The 18,359-nt window shown below is 67.6% G+C and carries 15 protein-coding genes; 10 read left to right on the top strand and 5 right to left on the bottom strand.

What is annotated here, in order from left to right; genetic code table 11:
* Positions 1-45 precede the first annotated feature (45 nt).
* From nadD to FS507_RS05690, 6 genes are all read left to right on the top strand, one after another.
* Positions 46-813, top strand: coding sequence for a nicotinate-nucleotide adenylyltransferase (gene nadD / locus FS507_RS05665; RefSeq protein WP_145941851.1), 768 nt, complete (start codon positions 46-48; stop codon positions 811-813).
* Positions 814-910: 97 nt separating this feature from the next.
* Positions 911-1,399: a ribosome silencing factor gene (gene rsfS / locus FS507_RS05670; RefSeq protein ID WP_038549521.1), complete on the top strand. Its 489-nt coding sequence runs from the start codon at positions 911-913 to the stop codon at positions 1,397-1,399.
* Between the two features lie 12 nt (positions 1,400-1,411).
* Complete coding sequence (locus tag FS507_RS05675; protein ID WP_313958071.1) at positions 1,412-2,179, top strand: histidine phosphatase family protein; 768 nt, start codon at positions 1,412-1,414, stop codon at positions 2,177-2,179.
* The gene (locus FS507_RS05680) at positions 2,176-3,450 is read left to right on the top strand and encodes a DegV family protein (RefSeq protein ID WP_145941815.1); all 1,275 of its coding nucleotides are present in this window, start codon (positions 2,176-2,178) and stop codon (positions 3,448-3,450) included. The genes FS507_RS05675 and FS507_RS05680 overlap by 4 nt, the downstream gene beginning before the upstream one ends.
* Before the next feature lie 94 nt (positions 3,451-3,544).
* Positions 3,545-4,432, top strand: coding sequence for a helix-hairpin-helix domain-containing protein (locus tag FS507_RS05685; protein ID WP_260853180.1), 888 nt, complete (start codon positions 3,545-3,547; stop codon positions 4,430-4,432).
* Entirely contained in the window at positions 4,413-6,557 is a 2,145-nt protein-coding gene (locus FS507_RS05690; protein WP_260853181.1) for a ComEC/Rec2 family competence protein, read from the top strand. The genes FS507_RS05685 and FS507_RS05690 overlap by 20 nt, the downstream gene beginning before the upstream one ends.
* Before the next feature lie 10 nt (positions 6,558-6,567).
* On the opposite strand, the gene FS507_RS05695 is transcribed toward FS507_RS05690, so the two are convergent.
* Positions 6,568-6,924 (bottom strand): VOC family protein, encoded by a 357-nt coding sequence (locus FS507_RS05695; protein ID WP_145941816.1) that lies wholly within the window; start codon positions 6,922-6,924, stop codon positions 6,568-6,570.
* Positions 6,925-6,993: 69 nt separating this feature from the next.
* Between FS507_RS05695 and holA the strand changes: the two genes are divergently transcribed.
* Positions 6,994-7,974 carry a DNA polymerase III subunit delta gene (gene holA / locus FS507_RS05700; protein ID WP_075815815.1) on the top strand — a complete coding sequence of 327 codons (981 nt, stop codon included), beginning with the start codon at positions 6,994-6,996 and terminating at the stop codon, positions 7,972-7,974.
* Positions 7,975-8,200: 226 nt separating this feature from the next.
* Entirely contained in the window at positions 8,201-10,027 is a 1,827-nt protein-coding gene (locus FS507_RS05705) for an NAD(P)/FAD-dependent oxidoreductase (RefSeq protein ID WP_145941817.1), read from the top strand.
* Between the two features lie 105 nt (positions 10,028-10,132).
* On the opposite strand, the gene FS507_RS05710 is transcribed toward FS507_RS05705, so the two are convergent.
* The 4 genes from FS507_RS05710 to FS507_RS05725 form a co-directional block, all read right to left on the bottom strand.
* Positions 10,133-11,242: an alpha/beta hydrolase family protein gene (locus FS507_RS05710; protein WP_145941818.1), complete on the bottom strand. Its 1,110-nt coding sequence runs from the start codon at positions 11,240-11,242 to the stop codon at positions 10,133-10,135.
* A gap of 94 nt (positions 11,243-11,336) precedes the next feature.
* A complete protein-coding gene (locus tag FS507_RS05715; protein ID WP_260853182.1) occupies positions 11,337-12,344 on the bottom strand; it encodes an alpha/beta hydrolase family protein in 1,008 nt (335 codons plus the stop codon).
* A gap of 33 nt (positions 12,345-12,377) precedes the next feature.
* Positions 12,378-13,661, bottom strand: coding sequence for a M20 family metallo-hydrolase (locus FS507_RS05720; RefSeq protein WP_145941819.1), 1,284 nt, complete (start codon positions 13,659-13,661; stop codon positions 12,378-12,380).
* Complete coding sequence (locus FS507_RS05725) at positions 13,661-15,376, bottom strand: amidohydrolase (RefSeq protein ID WP_260853183.1); 1,716 nt, start codon at positions 15,374-15,376, stop codon at positions 13,661-13,663. The genes FS507_RS05720 and FS507_RS05725 overlap by 1 nt, the downstream gene beginning before the upstream one ends.
* Before the next feature lie 140 nt (positions 15,377-15,516).
* Here FS507_RS05725 and FS507_RS05730 point away from each other — a divergent pair, with 140 nt between their 5' ends.
* Positions 15,517-16,725 carry a helix-turn-helix domain-containing protein gene (locus FS507_RS05730; RefSeq protein WP_145941821.1) on the top strand — a complete coding sequence of 403 codons (1,209 nt, stop codon included), beginning with the start codon at positions 15,517-15,519 and terminating at the stop codon, positions 16,723-16,725.
* A 154-nt stretch (positions 16,726-16,879) separates the two neighbouring features.
* On the top strand, positions 16,880-18,292 hold the full coding sequence (locus FS507_RS05735; protein ID WP_145941822.1) for an MFS transporter: 1,413 nt from the start codon (positions 16,880-16,882) through the stop codon (positions 18,290-18,292).
* Positions 18,293-18,359 lie beyond the last annotated feature (67 nt).

An 18,359-nucleotide genomic window follows, 5' to 3' on the forward strand; every position in this document is an offset into this window, starting at 1 on the left:
CGCGCCGCACGATTCCCGGACAAACCCCCGGAGCGTATCGGCGTGATGGGCGGCACCTTCGACCCGATCCACAACGGGCACCTCGTGGCGGGCAGTGAGGTCGCCGACCGGTTCGGGCTGGACGTGGTGATCTACGTACCGACCGGACATCCCTGGCAGAAGCGGGACAAGGTCGTCACCGCGGCGGAGGACCGTTACCTGATGACGGTCATCGCCACGGCGGCGAACCCCCAGTTCCTGGTGTCGCGCGTCGACATCGACCGTCCGGGGGACACCTACACCGTCGACACCCTCAAGGACATCCAGCGCCGGTATCCGGACGCGGAACTGTACTTCATCACCGGTGCGGATGCGCTGGAACGTATCGTCACCTGGCGCCACTGGGAGGACGTGTTCAACCTCGCTCACTGTGTCGGCGTCACCCGCCCCGGCTACGATCTCGCCGACGCCGGTGAGGCACTGCGCAGCCAGGTCGACTCGGATCGGTTGAGCCTGGTCAACATCCCGGCGATGGCGATCTCGTCGACCGACATCCGGGAACGCGCGGCCGACGGACGGTCGGTCTGGTACCTCGTGCCCGACGGAGTCGTCCAGTACATCGGGAAGACCGCCCTGTACCGTCGGCGCAACCAGGACAGCCACGGCGGGTTGCCGTGGGCGGTCTCGGACACCGGGGAGAGCGCCGGCCCCTACGGCGACGGTGCTGCGCAGGGTACGCCGGGGGAGGACGGTGACCCGTCCGTCTCGGCCGAGCCGGACGTCGACTGGAATCCCGACGAGGAGAGCGACCGCTTTCCCGACGGATGGTTCTGACGGAACCGCCCACCTGATGCTGCAATTCGACGTCCGGCTTGTAGAATCACTGGCGGAAAACATCTGTCCTCTACTTTCATGAAGGATCCGGCACCACGTGACCGCTAGTTCCGACGCCATCAACCATGCGGGGATCGCCGCCCGCGCCGCCTCAGAGCGTCTCGCCGAGGACATCGTCGTCCTCGACGTGACGTCCCGTCTGCCACTGGCGGACTGTTTCGTGTTGGCCACCGGCGACAATGAGCGCATGGTCAACTCCATCGTCGACGAGGTCGAGGAGAAGCTCGCCGAGGTCGGGGTGAAGGCACGCCTGCGCGAGGGACACCGTGACAACCGGTGGGTCCTGCTGGACTACGGCACGATCGTCGTGCACGTCCAGCGCCGTGACGAGCGCGAGTTCTACGCCCTGGACCGCCTGTACCGTGACTGCCCGACCGTGGAGGTCGAGGGTGTCGAGCAGGCCGACCGTGGTTTCTGGGCCAGTGACGTGAGCGCCGAGGACATCGACGCCGACGACCCCTTCGCGGCACAGAGTGCAGCCGACCTGCCGCTGGCGGGCCCGGCACCCGACGAGGACGAGCTCTAGGAGCTGGTGACGGTGCGCCCGGGAGAGCCCGGCTCGTCCGGCCCGTCTGCGGGGAGACGTCTGCCCGAACGCCGGTTGATCCTGATCCGGCACGGTCAGACGGAATTCAACCTGGTCGGGCGCATGCAGGGGCAGCTCGACACACCGCTCACGGAGGCAGGACGCGCTGAAGCGGAGGCCGCCGCCGCAGAGCTGGGGACCTGGCCGATCGGTACGGTCGTCAGTTCGGACCTGCAGCGTGCGCAGGACACCGCGGCCCTGCTCGCTGAGGCCCTGGACCTGGGGTACACCACCGATTCCCGGCTGCGGGAGACCGACCTGGGGGACTGGTCGGGCAAGGCACACGAGGACGTGGACGCGGTGTTCCCCGGCCAGCGCTCCCACTGGCGGCTGAACCCCACCTGGGCGCCGCCGAACGGGGAGACCCGCGTGGAGGTGTCCGACCGTGCGGTGGAACTCGTCGACGAACTGATGGACACCGAAGCGTGGGACGCAGGAGCGGTGATGCTGGTCGCCCACGGCGGCACGATCGCGGCGCTGACGTCACGGCTGCTGGGCATCCCGACCGAGCACTACCCGATGTTCGGCGGGCTGGGCAACGCCCGGTGGTCCCAGCTTGTCGCCCGCCCGACAGGTGACGTCGCCGGTGCCGGTTCCGCCGCCGGGTCGGGACTGTGGCGCGAACCCCGCTGGTTCCTGGAAGGATGGAATGTGGGAGTCGCGGCACCCATGCCGGTTGCCGTGGTGAACGCGGATGAAGGTGAGGTGACCGGGCGATGAGTGTACTGGTGGTCACTGATTCCTCGGCATGCCTGCCTCCGGCCCTGGCCACGGAGTACGGCATCACCGTCCTGGACTTCCACGCCGAAGGTGAGGGCGACGACGAGACGACGGCCGGACTGGGGGCCCTCGAGCTCACCGCCTGCTACGCGCGGCTGCTGGAACGTGGTGGCGACGACGGCGTCGTGGCACTGCACATCTCCAAGGAACTGTCGGGGACATGGTCGTCGGCGTCTCAGGCGGCGGCGGTTCTCGACGGACGTGTCGAGGTCATCGACACCATGTCCGGCGGCATGGTCATCGGGCAGGCGGCCATCGCCGCGGCGCGCTGTGCCGATGACGGCGGTTCGCTCGATGAGTGCCGTGGTGCGGCCCAACACGCCATCGACACCGGTCAGCTCTGGCTGTTCGTCAACCGCCTGGACACGTTGGCACGTGGCGGACGTCTGACGGCCGGCCAGCGACTGCTGTCCACGGCGTTGGCGATCAAACCGATCATGCACCTGGCCGGCGGGCGGCTCGAACTCGCCGCGAAGACCAGGACCCGGTCGAAGGCGATGGAGCGGATGGTGACCCTCGCGACGAACGCATACCGTGATGTCGCGGAGGCGTTGTTGCCGACAGGGTCGACGGAGCAGTCGGAGTCGCAGGAGGTGCCGGAGCCGTCGGAGGAGGCTGACACGGCCGCGGAAGATGCGGAGCCGAGTGAGGGGCAGGTCGCCACGGCGGCTGAGACGGACGTCGTCGTTGCTGCGGACGGGGACGCGCAGGCTGCTGGGGAGCGCGGCAAGAACAGTGAGCACGGTGAGCACGGCACCGAAGATGAGGGGGATACCGGTACAGCGGATGGTGCGGATCGTGCCGACGGTGATGTGTCTGACATGTCTGACGATGAGGACAGCGAGGGCGGCGAGGACACCACCGAGACTCCGGACCGCCCGCGGATCTTCAGTTTCGGTGGCCGTGACAAGCCGGAAAAGACGGACAAATCGGAGAAGCCTGAAAAGTCCGAGAAGACTGAGAAGTCAGAGCACGAGCGGCTGCGGTTGCGTCGCCGGGCCGAGGAACAGGTCCCGTTGCGGGATCTGCCGAGGGTGCCGATGCATCTGGCCGTCCACCACCGGGAGGCGGAGGACGCCGCAGAAGAACTGCGCGCGAACCTTCGTGAGCAGCTGCCGGAGTGTGTGGTCATCTCGGTCGTGGATATCTCCCACGCCATGGCTGTGCACACCGGGCCGGGGGCACTCGCGGTGTCGATGGTGCAAGACTGAGGTTCTCCACAGGGCGGTTGTTGTCCACAGTGTCCTGCGTCGACGGTGTCTGGGCGGGGTACGCGTGTCCGCCCATGCACTTACATGGTGACCCATGGGCGGAGACGCAGAAGACAGGACACCGGCACAGCGCCGGGGAAGCGGCACACGGCGGGCGGTGGCTGACAGGGTAGAGGCCCTGACCCAGCCGGTGCCGGGCCATGAGTTGGCGGATGTCCGGTTCGAGCGTCGGACCGTGATCGGTCCCCGGTCCGCCCGGATCATGATGGCAACGGTCGCGGCCCTGGTGGTCGTGGTGGGAGGGGTGATGCTTTTCACTGAGACAGGTGGTGACAGTGGCGGCGACCAGGGGGAGGTCGTGGCAGGACTGTCACCGGTGGTGTCCGGGGACGCCGGGGTAGAGCTGGCGGGGGACACCGGACGGGATGACCGCGGCAGCGGGGAGTCCGACCAGGCCGGTGGGGGAGACGACACTGCAGACGTGGGGCCTGTGGTGGTGTCGGTGCAGGGGATGGTGCACAACCCCGGTCTGGTCACCGTCGATGCGGGGACGCGGGCAGGTGAGGTGATCGACCGCTCGGGTGGGGTCCGGGGGGACGGTCGTGTGGAGGGGATCAACCTCGCCGAGCCTGTGGTGGACGGGATGCAGATCGTGGTCGATCCGGACGGGTCGCGGGTGCTCTACCCGGGTCAGGTCCGGGAGAACGGGGCTCCTGCGGCACCGGGCCCGGCGTCACCGCAACCAGGACAGGGAGCGGGTGACGGGGCGGACCCCGGTACGGCGGCGTCCGGCCTGGTGGACATCAATTCGGCGGACGCTGCGGCACTGACGTCGTTGTCGGGGGTGGGACCGGCGACGGCAGAGGCGATCATCGCCTGGCGGGAGACAAACGGTGAGTTCGCTGCGGTGGAGCAGCTGATGGAGGTCAAGGGGATCGGCCCGGCGAAGTTCGAGGCTCTGCGTGACAGCGTCACCGTCTGACCGGCCCGTGGATCCTGATGCACTGCGGTGGCGATCGAATCCTGATCTGACACCGCCGCCGGGGGCAGGAACACCGTGGACGGTTCCGGACCGAGATCCGGGCAGTCCCGAGGTGACGCGGCGCCGACGCGGACCGGATCTGCGGCTGGTGCCGGTGGCAGTGGTGGTGTGGCTGGCTGTGGTGCTGACGATCATGGTGCGCAGTCCCTGGGTGGCGGCAGGTCTGCTGGGTGTGGCGGCCCTTGCGGGGGCGGGAGTCCGCTGTCTCGGGCCGTTCCGTCCGGGCACGACGGTGGCGGAAGGGCCGCTACGTGTCATGGTGCGGACCAGCGCCCTCGTGGCTCTGGTGGGTGCGGCGTGGTCGGCGCGGGCGGCGTGGCTGGTGGCACGGGTAGATCGGCATCCGTTGCGGGAGACGACGACGCGACTGGCGGAGACCGTGGAACTGGCCACGGCACCGAAACAGCTGGCCGGCGGGGGCGTCCTGTTGACGGTGCATGTGGACGACCTGGGCACGGTGCCGCTTTTCCTTGACACCCGGGATGTCGAGGCAGGAATGCTGGCGTGGCAGCCGGGGACGTCACTGGCGGTGGAAGCGACTGCCGCGGAGACGGGCCGGCTGGCCATGGCCCCGTTGCAGTTGTCGGCGTCCACGGTCCCCGACGTGGTGTCGCGGCCGGACGGGCTCGGTGGGGTGACCGCGCACCTGCGCGCCGGGTTGCGGGAGGCGGCACAGGACCTGCCGGGCGGGACGGGGGAACTGGTGCCGGGCATGGTGGTCGGGGATGTCAGCATGCAGGATCCGGTCGTGCGGGAACAGTTCCTGGCGACGGGCCTCACCCACCTGACCGCGGTGAGTGGGGCGAACCTGGCGATCGTCACGGGCAGTGTGCTGGTGCTGGTGACGGCATGGGGCTGGCCGTTGTGGTCGCGGTATCTGGCGGCCTTCCTGTGCCTGGTGGCGTTCGTGCTGCTGGTCGGTCCGGAACCGAGCGTGTTGCGGGCGGCGGTGATGGGCGTGGTGGGGTTGGTCGCGGCATTGTCGGCGCGGCGGGCCCACGGGTACGCCGCCCTGTCTGCCGCCGTGATCGTACTGTTGGCAGTGGATCCGGGGCTCGCGGTCGAATACGCGTTCATCCTCTCGGTGGCGGCGACAGCGGGGATCGTCGCGCTCGCGCCGCTGATCACGCGCCGGATCCTGCAGGGCTGGACGGACCGTAGGACGGCACGGCGGGGTCGGCATCATCCGCCCGCCCGGTGGCAGGCGATGGTGGTGGGGCTGGTGTCGGTGAGTCTGGCGGCTGACCTGGTGACCGCGCCGGTGATCGTGCAGATGACAGGTGTGGTCTCCCCGACGGCGGTGCTGGCGAATGTGCTGGTGGGCGCGGCGGTGCCGCCGGTGACGGTGATCGGCATGCTGGGCGCGTTGGTCGGTGGGGTGCACACCGGTGCCGCGACGGTGGTGCTGTGGGGCGCTGCCGCGCCGGCGTGGTGGATCCTCAGCGTCGCAGCGGGATTGTCCCGCGTACCGGTGCTGCACACACCGGGCGGAGTGGTGGCAGCAGGGGCGGTGGTCGTCGTCGCGGTGGGAGTGGTTCTTGTGGTGGTGTCGAGGCGGTGGCGTCGGTGTGCTCTCGTGGGGTTGTTGGTGGCAGCCGTGTGGACGGTGGTGGGCGTGCAGCGTGGCGTGCTGGTGACCGGGCCCTATGCCGTGGCGACCGGCCAGGATGCGGCGCTGGTGCGAGTGTGGGCCGACGACCTGGATGAGGTCGACTGGTATCTGGGCGTGCGTCCGACGACGTCGGGCGGACCGGAGATACTCCGTGGACCCGCAGGAGAGGACGCTGAGGTCATCGTCGTCGCTGATGAAGCGGCAGTCATGCTGCACGAGTACCGGTTGAATGCGTCGTCCGGGGAGAAATCGTCTGAGCGTACAGAGCGTCCGGAGCTGTATGTGGTGACCGCGTGTGGTCGCAGCAGGGGGATGCCGAGCCGTACACCGGGCGGGGTTCCGGTGGCGTTTCCTTTCCGGGACGGCATGGTGGTGCTCGGCAGCGTGGGGGCGGTCGAGGGATTGTATGCCGAGGGAGCCGCGGGTGGTGTGTCGTGCGGATCGTGGAGGTGATTACCGCTGTTCAGGATGCCCGGGGTGTGTGCATACCGATGTTGATGACGGTGCCCTGCGAATCACGGTAGAAGAAACGGGTCACGCCCCACGGCTCCTCGGTGAGCGGGTGAACGATCTCGAGGCCGGCGGCCGTGACCCGCTCCAGTGCCACGGACACGTCGTCGACGAAGATCGAGACCGCCGGGCAGACCGGGGCGGTCGCATCGGCGGTCATGAGACTGAGCTGGTGACCGGCGTCATCACCGAGGGTGACGATCCAGCCGTGGTCCATGAGGATCTCGAAACCCAGGACGTCCCTGTGCTCGGCGACCGCCCGCGGCAGATCGTCGACCACGACATTCGGCACCACCCGTTCAACCTGCATGGAACCACTGTATACCGTGCACGTCCGGTCGTCGGGCCGGGAGAATCGCCGGGCGATAGACTGGCATCCATGGCAACCAGTTCCCGTCCACCGGCCCCGGTGAACCTCATCGTCGGTGCCGACAGCTTCCTGGCTGAACGCGCCCGGCACCGCATCGTCGCCGCGACCCGCGCCCACGCCGGGATCGACGATCTGCCGGTCGACATGCGCAAGACCTCCGAGCTCAACGCCGGTGAACTGGCCGAACTGCTCAGCCCGTCGCTGTTCGCCGAAGACCGCATCGTGGTGGTCACCGGTGTCGAGGAGGCGGCGAAGGACTCCGTCGCCATGATCGAGATGGCCGTGTCCGACCCTGCCCCCGGCGTGGTGCTGATTCTGCAGCACACCGGTAAAGGACGGCAGAAGTCGCTGGTCACCAGTCTGCCGAAGAAGGGGCCGAAAGGTGCCGTGGAGGTGCACTCGGCTGCGGAGCTCAAAGGCAGGGAACGTCAGAGCTTTGTGGAACAGGAGTTCCGTGACCACAAGGTGCGGGTCACCCCGGACGTCACCGCTGCACTCCTCGACTCCGTCGGTACCGACCTGCGTGAGCTGGCCAGCGCGATCAGCCAGCTCGTCGCCGACACCGACGGCCACGTCACCGAGGAGACCGTGCACCGGTACTACCAGGGGTCCGCGGAAGTCTCCGGTTTCGACGTCGCTGACCTGGCCATCGCCGGACGGGCGGACCAGGCGCTGGGGTCGGCGCGCCGGGCGCTGCAGCTCGGCGTGCATCCCGTGCTGCTGGCCTCGGCCCTGTCGGGCATGGTCGGTGACATCGCCCGCGTGCACGGTGCCCGGGTGAACCCTCGTCAGCAGGCGGGGGAGTACGGGATGCCGCCGTGGAAACTGGAGAAGACGGTGCGTTCGGCGCGTGCCTGGAAGGCGTCCTCGGTGGCGGCCGCGGTGCAGATCGTCGCCGAGTTGGATGCGGGGGTCAAGGGGCATGCCGCCGACGCCGAATGGGCGGTGGAGGACGCTGTCCGACGGATCGCGGCGCTCGCGCGGGGGTGAAATGCAGCCACCCCCGTGGTGGACGGTGGCGCGGGGGTGGCTGACGGCGTGACGTGGGCCATGAGCGCGGCAGATCTTATACCCGCACAATGATGTTTCCAGTGCAGTCGTCAGGGGACTGGCGGTGCTCCTACCGTTGTCGGGGTCGGTCAGGTGTGATCCACTGCACACCGGGCCGGCGCGTTTTCTCGCTCTCCAGACTCCGCGAACGAAAGGACACCGGTCCATGACCGTGACTGCCACCGACACCACCACAGACCTTGACCAGCAGGTCACGGACTGGATCACCACCTTCGCCGACGCACTCAACACCACTGATCCCGATGCTGCCGCCGATGCCGTCGCCGCGCTGTTCGAACCCGACGGATTCTGGCGCGACCTCGTCGTCTTCACCTGGAACCTGCACACCGCCGAAGGAATTGACGCCATCGCTGAGCTGGTCCGGGAGAACAACGACCGGATCGGTGCCACCGATCTCAGCGTCGAAGACGCCACCGACGAGGGCGACGGAGTCACCCGCGGCACCGTCACCTTCACCACCCCGGTGTTCAAGGCCCGCGCCATTGTCCGTCTCCGCGACGGGAAGATCTGGACGCTGCTGACCTCTGCCAGGGAACTCGTCGCACGCCCCGAGCCCAAGGGGCGCAACCGGCCCAAAGGTGTCGAGCACGGCCCGGACGCAGAGAAACTCAACTGGGCGGACAAGCGGGCACAGCGGCAGGAACGCCTCGGCTACGAGGACCAGCCCTACGTCCTGATCATCGGTGGAGGTCAGGGAGGCATCGCTCTGGCTGCACGCCTGAAGCACCAGGGTGTGCCCACCCTCGTCGTCGAGAAGTCCGACCGCCCCGGCGACCAGTGGCGCGGGCGCTACCACTCCCTGTGCCTGCATGATCCGGTCTGGTACGACCACCTGCCGTATCTGCCGTTCCCCTCGACGTGGCCGGTGTTCACGCCGAAGGACAAGATGGGCGACTGGCTGGAGCACTACACCGGCATCATGGACCTGGACTACTGGACGAAGACCACCTGTGAACGCGCGTCCTACGATGAGACGACCGGCACCTGGGAGGTCGTCGTCTCCCGTGACGGCGAGCAGGTCGTCCTCAACCCCACCCAACTGGTTCTGGCAACCGGAATGTCCGGTGTGCCGAACAAACCGTCCTTCCCGGGGGAGGAGGACTTCCGCGGCGAGATCCGGCACTCCTCCGAGCACCCCGGCGGCGAGACAGACAAGGGACGACGGGTCGTCGTCCTCGGGGCGAACAACTCCGCCCACGACATCTGCAAGGACCTGCACGACAACGGCGCACACCCGATCATGATCCAGCGCTCGTCGACCCACATCGTCAACTCCGACGCGTTCATCAAGCACGTCACCTCGCCGCTGTTCTCTGAGGAAGCGGTCGAATCCGGTATCGACACCGACACCGCCGACATGCTCTTCGCCTCCTGGCCGTACAAACTGCTGCCCGCCGGGCAGAAACAGGCCTTCGACGCAGTGCGCGAAGAGGACGCCGACTTCTACCGCCAGCTCGAGGACGCCGGATTCATGCTCGACTTCGGTGAGGACGAGTCCGGCCTGTTCCTGAAGTACCTGCGTCGTGGTTCCGGCTACTACATCAACGTCGGCGCGTCCGAACTCGTCGCCGACGGCACGATCGAACTGCACAGCGGCGTCGGCATCGACCACTACACCGCCGACGGTGTGGTGCTCACCGACGGCACCGAACTCCAGGCTGACGTGGTGGTGCTGGCCACCGGTTACGGGTCGATGAACGGCTGGGCCGAGATGTTGATCAGCCCGGAGGTCGCCGACAAGGTCGGCAAGTGCTGGGGACTGGGCTCCGACACCGCCAAGGATCCGGGCCCGTGGGAGGGCGAACTGCGCAACATGTGGAAGCCGACCCAGCAGGAGAACCTCTGGTTCATGGGTGGCAACCTGCACCAGGGGCGTCACTACTCGCGCTACCTGGCCCTGCAGCTCGCCGCCCGGCACGAGGGGCTGGACACCCCGGTGTACAAGCTCGCGCCGGTGCACCACACCTCCTGAGGGTGCAGCGTGCCGGGGCCGTCCGGACCGGGAGCGTAATCCGTGACATTACTGCGGGGTCGAGGAAAATCTGACCTGGGGTTTCCAGGTTCGGCATGTCACGGATTACGCTCCCGGTCGTTTCTCGTTTTTCTCCTCGGCCAGCTCCGTGGTCCCGCCGTCGAGCCGGTTGCCGAGGTCCTCGTGGGACAGGGTGGTCACGCGGTGGATGATCTCCAGCACCTGGCTGTAATGCCTCGAGGAGTCCTTCAGGAACGACGTGTGGTCCTCGTCGCGCAGCATGACCAGCTTCGCATTGCCTCCGTCGCGGGTGACGGCGTCGACGTAGTGCTGCGAGTTCGCCGGTGGGACGAGGGTGTCCGCGGTCCCGTGCACCGCCACGACCGGGATGTGCCGGTTGATGTTCTGGATCGGGTCGATGCTGCCGTAGCGCTGCGGTAACTCTGCGGGCGTGCCTTTCATGGCTTTGACGATATTGTCGTCGCCGTGTTCGGCGGCCCACACCAGGTCCAGCGGGCCGGACAGTGACACCACGCGGTTCGGCGTGAACTTCGGGTCCGCACCGAGCGTGCCGGTCTCCAGGTCACCGCGGGTGCCGGCCCACGCGGCGAGTTGAGCCCCGGCGCTGTGCCCGACGACGGTCTCGTCGTCGATCGTGATCTCCGGGTGCCGCTTGTCGATGGAGGGGATGTAGTCCAGAGCATCGGCGACATCGGTGAAGGTCTGCGGCCAACCGCCACCTTCGCTGACGTCGCGGTACTCCACGTTGAGCACCGCCAATCCGCGTGAGGCCAGATCGGCGGCGATGTGTCGTGACCCGGGAGCCCCGCCGTGCCATGCTCCGCCGTGGATGAACACGACCAGGGGGACGGTGTCCTCGTCATGCTCACCCTCGGGCAGGTAGAAGTCGGCCCAGTTCTGCGTGGGATCCGGTGTGCCCTCGCGGACCGGGTAGACGAAACGTTCCACGAAACCGTCGGCCACCTCGTCATCCGGGACATCGGGGACGACCGTCGCTCCGTCCAGTTCGATGGTGCCGGACGGTGGGGAGGAATGCCCGCCGTCGGAGTTACTTCCAGAACTGCGGTCGTCGCCGCAGGACACCAGCGCACCGGTGAATGCGACGGCGGCGAGCAGGCACGCGACACGACGGGGGCTGCGTGGGTTACGGGGGTTACGGGGGTGAGGAGCGAGGCACGGGTATGACTGGGGCACGACAGGTCTCTCCTCGGTACTGGATGCAGTGCTGGCTCACGGGCCGGAACCGTACGTCTCTGAGCATACTGGTGGGGCCACGGAGCCGAAGGAGTTAGAACCGGTTGCCGTCCAGTTCATCGTGGGGGAGTGTGGCCGTCTGGTGGATGATCCCCATCACCTGCCGGTAGTGCGGGGAGGAGGACTTGATGAAGGACACGTGGTCTTCGCCATGGAAGAGAATGAGTTCCGTACTCCCGCCGGCCTCCTTCACCGCGTCGACGTAGTGCTCCGAGTTTTCGTGGGGTACGAGTGAGTCGTCGGTGCCGTGCACGGCAACCACGGCGACACCCGGGTTGATGTTCCGGATCGGGTCGATGCTGTCGTAGGCTTTCGGCAGTTGCCCCGGAGTCGCCTCCATCGCCTCGACGATGTTGTCGTCACCGTTCTTTGCCGCCCAGATGAGGTCGAGGGGACCGGCCAGCGAAACCACACGGGTCGGTGAGAAACGCGGATTCGCGCCCGCCTCGTCGTCCGTCAACCGTTCACGGGATCCGGCCCAGGCGGCGAGTTGGCCGCCGGCACTGTGCCCGACGACCGTCGCGTCATCGACGGCGATCTCCGGGTAGTGTTCATCTACGGCCGGAATGTGGTCGAGTGCGTCGGCGACATCGGTGAACGTCTTCGGCCACCCGCCGCCCTCACTGACCCCGCGGTACTCCACGTTGAGCACCGCCAGTCCACGAGAAGCCAGGTCGGCAGCGATATGGCGGGAACCTTGAGCCCCACCGTTCCATCCACTGCCCTGCAGGTAGACAACCAACGGCAGTGAGTCGATGTCGTGCGTCCCCTCCGGGAGGTAGAGATCAGCCCAGTTCTCGGACGGGTCCGGGGTGCCTTTCCGGACGGGGTAGACGATCCGCTCGACGAAACCGTCGGACACTTCGTCGTCCGGCACACCGGTGACCACCGTCAGACCATTGACCTCGGTGGTCTCTGTGACAGGAGGGGACCCGGCCGACGCTCCGCCGTCACCACCACAGGCCGAGAGCAGGGCGGTGCCGATCACCGACGTGGCCAGGACGGCGACGGTTCTGATCGTGCACTGGATCCGCGGTGTCACCGGTGGCTCTCCTGTGTCGTTCTTGAGTGTCGGTCAGTTTCCACCGGAGTGTACTGATTCCGCCAGACGCCGGACGACCTCGGTGAGCACCTCCACCCCCGCCAGCATGTCGTCGTCCCGGGTGAGCTCCGCCTCGTTGTGGGAGACCCCCTCGACACTGGGCACGAACAGCATCACCGTCGGGACCTTCTCCTTCATGTTCGTCGAATCGTGGCCGGCCACCGTGTAGATCTCCCGGTGACTGAAACCCAGGTCGCGGGCGACCTCACCCGCCAGGGCGATGCCCTCTGCAGGATAGGGGTTCAACGCCCACTGGTGCGTCAGCTCCCGTTCCACCCGGACATGTGCCTCGTCTTCCGCCGCCGCGATGACCTCGGCCACCCGGGTCTCCGCCCACTGCAGGATGTCGGTGTCGGGGGAGCGCAGGTCGAGGTTCATCGTCACCTCCCGGGCGATGGTGACCGGGGAATTGGGCTCCACCACCATCTGCGAGACGGAGGCCTGCAGCGACCCCGCAGGAACCTCCTCGGTCATCCGGCGCACTGCGGCGATCACCAGGGAAGCGCCGAACAGTGCGTCGCGCCGGTCGGACATCAGGGTTGACCCGGTGTGTCCCTGTTCGCCGTGGACGGTGACCCGGAACTTCCTGGCTCCCCAGGTGGCGGACACCAGCCCGATGGTGGTGCCGGTGTCCTCCAGTATCCGCCCCTGCTCGACATGGATCTCCGCGTACGCGGCGATCTCCGGGGGCGCGACGACGGGTGTCCAGTCGGCCTCTGCCAGTGCGTCCGCCACCGTGACCCCGGCATGGTCGGTGGAGGCCAGCGCCTCGGCCAGGTCCAACGATCCGGTGTACACGGAGCTTCCCATCATCGACGGGGAGAACCGGGAGCCTTCCTCGTTGAACCAGTTGACCACCGCGAGGTTGACGTCGCCGCTGTGTGAGGGGTGTGCTTCGTCGACGAGCGCCGACACGGCGTACAGCCCGGCGAGGACGCCGTAGGAGCCGTCGAAACGACCGGCCAGCGGCTGGGAGTCCATGTGCGAACCGACCAGCACGTACGGTGCACCGGGGGTGCGCTCGAAGAGCCCGAATTGGTTGCCGATCTCGTCGAACTGCACCCGTCCGCCGTGCCGGTCCACCTGCTCGGTGAACCAGGAACGGACGGCGCGGTCGTCGGGCGTCGCCGCCTGCCGGTCGATGCCCCCGCCGGGTGTGGCGCCGAAGACGGACATGGCGGCGAAGTCCTCGAGAAAACCGGCGGTGGACGGCGCAGGCGGTGTGGACGCGGAAACAGCGGTCTCACGTGTGCTCATCAGAGTGTCTCCTTCTGTGCTGGTGGTCGGGTGGCCCAGTGCTTGTCGCCGAAGACCGTTTCGCCACCCACCACCGTGGCCAGCACGGGAATGTCAGCGATCCGGGAGGGGTCGACACCGGGATCGGTCGGGTCCTGGTCGAGAACGACCAGGTCGGCGAGCTGGCCGGGGATGATCTGGCCTTTGCGTCCGGCCCAGCCGGTGGTCTGTGCCGACCCCACGGTGTAGGCGTGCACGGCTTGGGCGGCGGTGATCCGGTCGGCGGGACCGTAGGCCTGACCGGATTCGGTGCAGCGTTCAACGAAAGCCTGGATCACCGACAGTGGTGCTCCTCCCGCGACCGGACGGTCCGAACTGCCCGGCAGGACGACACCGGCGTCGAGGACCCTTTGGGCCGGGTAGGACAGCAGGCTGCGGTCGGGCCCGAGTTTGTCGATCATCGCGTCGCCGAACTCGGCGATGAACCGGGGCTGGGGGACCAGTACCGCGTCGACGCCCGCGATGGCCGTCAGCTGGTCGTCTCGGACCACACCACCGTGTTCGATGCGGTGCGGCATGCGGGGTGGCCCGAAACGACGTCGTGCCTCACCGATGACGTCGACCGCGTAGTCCACGGCGGCGTCCCCGATGGCGTGCATGGCCAGTGACCAGCCTCCGGCGGCTGCCTCGAGAGCATGGTCCCGCATCATCTTCGGGTCGCCCTGGAAGTATCCGCGGTGGTGGGTGCAGTGGTGGTAGTCCTCGGACATGGCCGCGGTGGAGCCGATCAGGGAGCCGTCGGTGAAGATCTTCGCCGGGCCGATCTGGAGCCACTCGTCACCGACGCCGGTGCGCACCCCGGCAGACAGTGACCGCACCGTCGCGTCCTCCGGTGCGCCCGCCACGTCGTGCAGGGCGTCGATGGTGACCATCGTCTGCATCCGCGTGCTCAGCAGACCCTTGTCGCGCGCGGTCTGGTAGGCACCGAATTCCCGTGGACTGTGCCCGATCCACCCACCGGCGATGCCCGCGTCGGTCACCGAGGTCAACCCCTCTGACACATACCGGGACGTGGCGAGGTCGAGGGCGCGGGTGATGAGGCCCTCGGACTCCGGCTGCAGCAGAGCCTGTACCGGCCGCATCGCGTTCTCGTCCAACAGGCCGGTGGGACGGCCGTGCTCGTCGACACGGATCTCACCGCCGTCGGGCTGGTCCGGATGCTCCGGGGCGATACCCGCACGACGCAACGCCTCAGAGTTCACGGTGAGGGCGTGTCCGGAGTTGTGCTTGATGATGACCGGGCGTCCACCGCCGATCCCGTCCAGCCGGTCGATCTGCAAGGGGCCGTCCTGCAACGCGAGAGGCCGGAAGTTAGATGCGATGATCCAGTCGTCGCCGTCGGAGGCGGCGGCGGTCGTCTCGACCCGGGCGGTGAGGGCGTGGTAGACGTCCGCGACGGTCTCGCAGGATCCCAGGTCGACCTCGATCAGTGTCTGACCGAACCACACGCTGTGGGCATGGACGTCATTGAATCCGGGCAGGAGGGTCGCTCCGCCGGCGTCGATCACGTGGACGGGGGAGGCGGTGCCGGTGAAGCGGTCGAGGTCGTCGTCGACGCCGAGGATCGCCCCGTTCCACAGTCCGACACGACTGGCGTAGGGCCGGTCCGGATCGCCGGTGATGACGGTGGCGTTCTCGATGACGGTGTCGGGACGCAGTGGCATAGAAGAAGTCACCTCGCGGTGTCTCGGGGCAGGAGCTGCTGCCCGGGGGTCGGTGTGTTCCACAGCACCCTAGGCCGCCGTCTCCGGCGCGTGGGACATCCTGGTGCCGTCCCTGTGATTCTGCCGGTGTCAGGCGGCGTAGGGTTGTGCACATGCACTCCGAATCGTCTCAACCGTCTCAACCCTCTGAGTCGCCTGAGTCGTCCAGCACAGCGGGTACCCCGGCAGTTGCAGAGGAAGACCACGAGTGGCTCGCCCTGGTCGATGAACTGGACAAGGAGCTCCCGCTGCTCGCCGAGGAGTTCCTGTCGGAACTGCTGTCCTCCGGGCTCTACTCCGGGGGCCTGGTGAACCGGAAGGACCTCGCGGAGTCTGCGGCGGAGACCTTCGTCTTCCTCATCGACCGCCTGCGGTCGCCCCTGGGTGCGCCCGACCGTCATCTCATCGCACGCCGCCTCGGACGCCTCCGTGCCCGGCAGGGTGTGGCGATGCAGGACCTGGTGGATGCCGTACAGCTGGATTTCCCGGTGCTCTGGCGTCGGCTCCGCCTGCATGCCGGTGAGGAACGCATGGGCGTGCTGATCAACCATGTCGAGCGTGTGCATCTGGTGGTCGACCGGTATTCGTTCTCGGTGCGTGAGGAGTTCATCCGCGAGACCGCCAGGATCGCCCAGAACGTCAGCATCGCCAACCAACGGCACCTGGCGCGGTTGTTCGCCGAGGGGCCCGTCAACGCCGACGTTCTCGGAGACGTCGCCACCGGCTTGGGGGTGGACGGCGACGCAACCTATGAGCTGGCGCTGATCTCGCCCGAACATGTGGGCGCCGTGCGGCGGACGATCGGAGATGAACTCGCCGACGGCACGCTCTTCGGCCACGAGATCGGCCCGACGTTGGCCGTGCTGCGCCCTCCGGACAAGGCGCAGCCCCTGGACACCATGATCGGCGAATGCGCCGGTGTGCTGTTCAGCGGAGTGCAGGGACTGGCGGCGGTACGGGTGACGGCGCGCGGAGCAGTGGAGATGCTGCGCTCCCACCCCGAACTCTCGCGGCTACACCCGTACACCGACCTGCTTCCCGGCACCGTGCTGCGGCACATCCGTGGCCGCATGGTCCCCGGCTTCCTCAGGGAGGAGAGTGCCGCGATCGAGGAACTGGTGCAGGACGGATCGGATCAACTTGTGCCCACGGTGCGGACGTTCCTCGGTACCGGGACAGTGAAGGCCACGGCGTCTGCGATGTACTGCCACCGCAACACCGTGGTCAACCGGTTGAACAGTTTCGCCAGGGTCACCGGCCTTGACGTCACCCGGCCGGCGGACGCGGGCATCGTCCAACTGCTCCTGCCCGTCGCCCCGTGACCGGTTCGCCGGTCACCGGGCACGTGCGTTGGGCATCTGCACAATGACGGCAGGGTGGTGTCCACCGCTTTGACAACGTTATGTGACAGCCCTCACTGGAGATGTCGTGTGCTGTTTACGCTCGCACCCGTCCCCCGAGAAGAGGAGAAGTTCTGTGGCCCATGACGACAGCCCCGGTTCAGCCGGGCCCACCACGACGACCGCGCATGCACCCGACAGCGCCGGTAGCACCGACGCTGCCGGTGCTGCTGGCGCTGCCGACGCTGTCGAAGTCAGCGCGAAGGACGTGTCGCGTATCGCCCGCGCGGCCTTCGTCGGCACGGCCCTGGAGTGGTACGACTACTTCCTGTTCGGAACCGCCGCAGCACTGGTGTTCAACCACCTGTTCTTCACCGACCTCAATGCGCTCGCAGCCACCATGGCGTCCTTCGCGACGTTCGGTGTGGGTTTCGTCGCCCGCCCGATCGGTGCATTCCTGTTCGGTCTGCTCGGCGACAGGGTGGGACGCCGTCCCACGTTGATCATCAGCATCGTCGCGATCGGCACCGCGACCGGAGTGATCGGTGTCCTGCCGACGTTCGCTGACATCGGAATCGCCGCGCCGATACTGCTTGCGCTGCTGCGACTGTTGCAGGGTGTCGCCGTCGGTGGTGAGTGGGGCGGAGCGACCACGATCGCCATCGAGCACGCCCCGCCGGAGAAGCGTGGGCGTTATGCGGCGATGGTGCAGCTCGGTTCGCCGGTCGGCACCCTGCTGTCCTCTGCGGCGTTTACTCTGGTGCTGTTGCTGCCGTCTGACTCCGTCGACGCCTGGGGTTGGCGTCTGCCGTTCCTGGCCGCATTCCCGCTGCTGGGCATCGCCCTGCTTATCCGCCTGCAGGTCGAGGAATCGCCGGTGTTCGCCCAGCTCATGGAGAACGATGACCAGCCGAAGACCTCCGCATTCGACGTCTTCCGTTCCGGCTGGCGACAGTTGTGCGTCGCCATCTGCGTCGCCCTCCTCGGCGTGGGCGGGTTCTACGTGATGAACACATTCGTCGTCAGTTACGCCACCGGCACACTGGGCGTCGAGCGCCAGCCCGTCGTCAATGCGACACTCGTCGCCGCGGTGGTGCAGATCGTCGTCGTCCTGATCTTCGGCCGCGTCGCCGAGAAGTTCGGCCCCGGCAAGGTCGTCGCCTTCGGTGGTATCGCCACCGCCCTGGCCGCCTGGCCGTTGTTCATGCTGATCGACACCGGCAACATCGCCGCCATCACCGTGGCGATCTCTCTGGGAATCGGTGTGCTGACCATCTCATACTCCGTCACCGGGGCGTTGCTCAGTGAGTTGTTCCCTGCACGGCTGCGATACACCGGCGTCTCTCTGGGCTACAACCTCGCCGGGGCGATCACCGGCTTCCTGCCGTTCATCGCCACGGCACTGATGGGGTTGCAGGACGAACCGTCCTCGACCCCCGCCATCGCCATCCTCGCCGTGATCTCGTTGATCACCGCAGCAGGCGGATTCATCGGTGAACGGTGGCGCGTCACGGACGACGTCGTCGTGACCTCGGTGCACGGGCACTGACGTCACACCGCAGGACGTCCACCCCTGGGGATACCCCCGTCGCCGCCGACCCCGGTGGTTGAACGCA

The organism is Corynebacterium glyciniphilum AJ 3170, from assembly GCF_007673095.1.
GTDB lineage: Bacteria > Actinomycetota > Actinomycetes > Mycobacteriales > Mycobacteriaceae > Corynebacterium.

Bases quoted from the DNA above. Each gene is read 5' to 3' on its own strand.
- FS507_RS05720 (WP_145941819.1), bottom strand. From the start codon at position 13,661: ATGAGCACACGTGAGACCGCTGTTTCCGCGTCCACACCGCCTGCGCCG.
- nadD (WP_145941851.1), top strand. From the start codon at position 46: ATGGGCGGCACCTTCGACCCGATCCACAACGGGCACCTCGTGGCGGGC.
- FS507_RS05705 (WP_145941817.1), top strand. From the start codon at position 8,201: ATGACCGTGACTGCCACCGACACCACCACAGACCTTGACCAGCAGGTC.
- FS507_RS05695 (WP_145941816.1), bottom strand. From the start codon at position 6,924: ATGCAGGTTGAACGGGTGGTGCCGAATGTCGTGGTCGACGATCTGCCG.
- holA (WP_075815815.1), top strand. From the start codon at position 6,994: ATGGCAACCAGTTCCCGTCCACCGGCCCCGGTGAACCTCATCGTCGGT.
- FS507_RS05685 (WP_260853180.1), top strand. From the start codon at position 3,545: ATGGGCGGAGACGCAGAAGACAGGACACCGGCACAGCGCCGGGGAAGC.
- FS507_RS05680 (WP_145941815.1), top strand. From the start codon at position 2,176: ATGAGTGTACTGGTGGTCACTGATTCCTCGGCATGCCTGCCTCCGGCC.
- FS507_RS05730 (WP_145941821.1), top strand. From the start codon at position 15,517: ATGCACTCCGAATCGTCTCAACCGTCTCAACCCTCTGAGTCGCCTGAG.